The organism is Oleiphilus sp. HI0123, assembly GCF_001635315.1.
Map to the genome: position 1 here is coordinate 1 of NZ_LWGE01000487.1, position 586 is coordinate 586.

The 586-nt window shown below is 54.1% G+C and carries 1 pseudogene; it reads left to right on the forward strand.

The window, feature by feature from the left end:
* Nucleotides 1-586, forward strand: a pseudogene (locus A3761_RS04630) (Tn3 family transposase); the annotation flags it as partial.

The following is a 586-nucleotide window of genomic DNA, read 5'->3' on the forward strand; positions in this document are numbered from 1 at the left end:
TTCCAGTTTCTCAGTGCCAACGACCTGAACTCGGTCTGCCGATACCTGAGCAATCAGAAACAGTCAGCGGAGGAAGCGTTCTGGCAACACCTGGACACGGAATCCACATTGCGAACCGGCCTGTTACGGTCGCTCTTTTGCTGTCTGCGCATGGAAGGCACCGACAAAACGCAACGGTTAGCCCGGATCTTAGACCAAGCTCGGTTGGATCTGGTCGCCGGCAATATGCTCGGCGATGCCTGCATTGATCAGCGTCTACCGCCGAAAGCCACACGACCACTATTGCTAAAACCCGATGGCAGTATAGATAAAGCCAGGTATGAATGGTTCCTGTACCTGCAGATTCCCAACCGGTTAAACGGCCAGCTAATGCTGCCGGAAGTCATTCGATATCGGGCGTTAGAGGATGATCTGGTGAAGCCACAGACCTGGAAAAACCAGAAGCAGGTCTTGGTCGAGGGTACGCAGCAACCGAAAATCTCCAAGGATCCGACGCGACTGATCCCGCGTATGGCGGATGAGCTGACCCTTCGGTTACACGAGGTCAGCGAATACTTGGAACGTTCGGACAATCGGGACGTGATAC